The organism is Mesorhizobium sp. M7A.F.Ca.CA.004.04.2.1, assembly GCF_004022825.1.
GTDB lineage: Bacteria > Pseudomonadota > Alphaproteobacteria > Rhizobiales > Rhizobiaceae > Mesorhizobium.
The window spans coordinates 1-2,550 of sequence record NZ_RZPH01000890.1; the positions used below are offsets into that span (position 1 = coordinate 1).

Annotated in this window: 3 protein-coding genes and 1 pseudogene; 2 read left to right on the forward strand and 2 right to left on the reverse strand. The window is 64.9% G+C overall.

Annotation, left to right across the window (positions count from 1 at the left end; genetic code table 11):
• Positions 1–1,197, forward strand: a 1,197-nt coding sequence (locus tag EN893_RS28730; RefSeq protein WP_128361976.1) for an aldehyde dehydrogenase family protein, incomplete at its 5' end; no start/stop codon positions are given.
• Positions 1,198–1,266: 69 nt separating this feature from the next.
• Here EN893_RS28730 and EN893_RS28735 read toward each other — a convergent pair.
• Both EN893_RS28735 and EN893_RS39525 read right to left on the reverse strand, forming a co-directional pair.
• The gene (locus EN893_RS28735; RefSeq protein ID WP_027039045.1) at positions 1,267–1,581 is read right to left on the reverse strand and encodes an antibiotic biosynthesis monooxygenase; all 315 of its coding nucleotides are present in this window, start codon (positions 1,579–1,581) and stop codon (positions 1,267–1,269) included.
• A 60-nt stretch (positions 1,582–1,641) separates the two neighbouring features.
• Positions 1,642–2,016 (reverse strand): TonB family protein, encoded by a 375-nt coding sequence (locus EN893_RS39525; RefSeq protein ID WP_245490921.1) that lies wholly within the window; start codon positions 2,014–2,016, stop codon positions 1,642–1,644.
• Positions 2,017–2,275: 259 nt separating this feature from the next.
• On the opposite strand from EN893_RS39525, the pseudogene EN893_RS28745 reads away from it, so the two are divergent.
• Positions 2,276–2,550 (forward strand): annotated as a pseudogene (locus tag EN893_RS28745) (hypothetical protein); the annotation flags it as partial.

Below are 2,550 nucleotides of genomic sequence, written 5' to 3' on the forward strand. Positions count from 1 at the left end.
GGCCAGCGCTGCTCGGCGCTGCGCGTGCTCTACGTGCAGAAGGACGTCGAGAAGAAGATGCTGGAGATGCTGAAGGGCGCCATGGAGGCGCTCAATGTCGGCGATCCCTGGCGGATTTCGACCGATGTCGGCCCGGTCATCGACGACGAGGCACAGACTTCGATCCGCGAGTACTGCACGAAGATGGGCCTGCAGGGCCGGCTGATCGCCAAGCTCGAAGCGCCGAAGGAAGGTCGCTTCGTCGCGCCCCACGTCTTCCGCGTCAAGGGTATCGAGGATATGGAGCGCGAGGTGTTCGGGCCGGTGCTGCATGTCGCCAGTTTCGACGCCGACGAGATCGACGCGGTCATCGCCGCCATCAACCGCAAGGGCTACGGCCTGACCTTCGGGCTGCACACCCGGATCGAGGGCCGCGTGCAGCATTTCGTCGACGGCATCCACGCCGGCAACATCTATGTCAACCGCAACCAGATCGGCGCCGTCGTCGGTTCGCAGCCGTTTGGCGGCGAGGGGCTTTCAGGCACCGGTCCGAAGGCCGGCGGCCCGCACTACCTCCGCCGCTTCCGCAAGGGGCCGGAGGCTGGCACCCATGTGCAGGATGGCCACAAGGTCACGGCGACCGAACTTGCCGACAATCTGCCGGATCCCGCACTTGGCGGCTGGTCGACGCGGCCCGACCGGATCGCCATTCTGAGGAAGCATCTGCGCGGCAAGGGTGCTGCGGCCATTGGTGCGGCCGCCGGCATCGATTTCGGCCAGGTCGACCTGCCCGGGCCGACCGGCGAGGCCAACACGCTGTCGCTGTCGCCACGCGGACGGGTGCTGTGCCTTGGTCCTGACGGCGATACGCTGCTGGCGCAGACGATCCAGGCGCTCGCCGCCGGCAATGCCGTGCTGGCCGTTGCGCTAGGTGCACCGGCAGCCCTTTCCGCGTTGACCGGCAAGGGCCTGCCGCTGGCCGCCATCGACGGCCGGCCGGATCCGGTCGAGGCGCGCGCGCTACGCGTCGACGTCGTCGCTTTTTCAGGCACGTCCGAGGCCGCGCGCATCGTGCGCAAGGTCATCGCCGACCGCTCCGGCCCGATCGTGCCGCTGGTCACGGAGGTGCTCAACCCGGCGGCTTATGCGCATGAACGGGCGGTCTGCGTCGACACCACCGCCGCGGGCGGCAATGCGAGCTTGCTGGCCGGGGCCTGACCCCCGGTCAACTTTTGTTTTTATGCATGTCGTTGTCCCAAAACCGGGACCACTTTTGGACGACATGCATTACGCGCCTTCGACGACCGAAAAACCCTCGAACTGGGGGTGGCCGAGATAGTGGACCTTTGTCGTGCCGACATTCCTGTGGGCGGCGCGGAAATTCTCGGACTTGGTCCAGGCGATAAAATCGTCGTGGCTGGCCCACACCGTGTGCGACGCGAAAAGCGTGTAGCCTTCGGTCTCGTTGACCGGGCCGCGCAGCAGATGGAATTCCCTAAACCCCTTCATCTCAGCAAGGCTGGAATCGCGGTTCTTCCAGACGGCTTCGAAGTCGTTCTCCGAGCCGGTCTGCACCTTGAAGCGGTTCATTGCGATGTACATGGCGGTTCCTTTCGTGCGGATGTTGATGATTGGCGGCTGCAGCGTTTGTTCTGCGCACATTCAAAATGGGCCGATTTCGGTCTCGAACTCCAAATTTGCGCTTGCTGCCTGCGGTGGAATCGGAGGGAAGGGGGCTGCCTTGCGGACAATGCCAAGCGCTGCCTGATCGAAAGCCGCCGATCCTGAGGTTTCCAGAATGCGCAACTCGTTTATGTTGCCCTTCCTGCCTATGACGAATGTGACAACCGCATTGTTGCGTGCCGCCAGCTGTAGGGAAGGCGGGAGGGTGCGATTGACGCTGCCGAGCTTTCTAAAAACATCGCCGCGGTAGTTGTCTTCCGCGGCCGTGCCTGCCTCTTTTTGCCTTTTGCCCTTGCTGGCTGCTTGCGCCGACCGGTCCTCGCCATCCGCCGTGCCGCGCTTCTCATCCGCCATCTTTGAAGGGGCAGCTGCCGGAGTTGGCCTGGCTCTAGGGATCGGAGGCCGCTCCGGAACGGCGACAGGCGCTTCCGTGCTCTCAGGCTGAACGGTCAGCTGCGCCGGCGTTTCGGTCTTGGGAGCCACGCTCTGGCCATCGGGGCGTGGGACACCGGCCACCAATATGTCTGGGGCAACCGTCTGCTGTTTGACAGGTTCCGGCTTGGTCGTTGCCGCTTCCTTGGCTGGCCGAGAAGGCTCCGTTGGCGGCGACGGCTTGGGCGGCGTTGCCGGCTGTGGTTTGGCCGGTTGCGGGCTGGGCACCAGTGCAACGTTTATTGCCGCCGGGTCCTTGTCCAGCGCGCTGCCGCGGCCATCGGCCTGGAGCCGCAAATGGACGGCGGCGATCGTCGTCTCCTGCCTGCTCCATGTCGCGGTGGCGGCGGCCTTTCTGATCTCCCCTACGGGGATTTCCAGTTTCCAGGACGCCGAGCAGCCGGAAGGTAGTGAACAGTCGGGCAGCAACGTGGCCGGCAGCGCGCTGGACAAGGA

What these genes read in the sequence shown, in the direction of transcription:
- EN893_RS28735 (WP_027039045.1), bottom strand. Translation starts at nt 1,581, where the DNA reads ATGTACATCGCAATGAACCGCTTCAAGGTGCAGACCGGCTCGGAGAAC.
- EN893_RS39525 (WP_245490921.1), bottom strand. Translation starts at nt 2,016, where the DNA reads ATGGCGGATGAGAAGCGCGGCACGGCGGATGGCGAGGACCGGTCGGCG.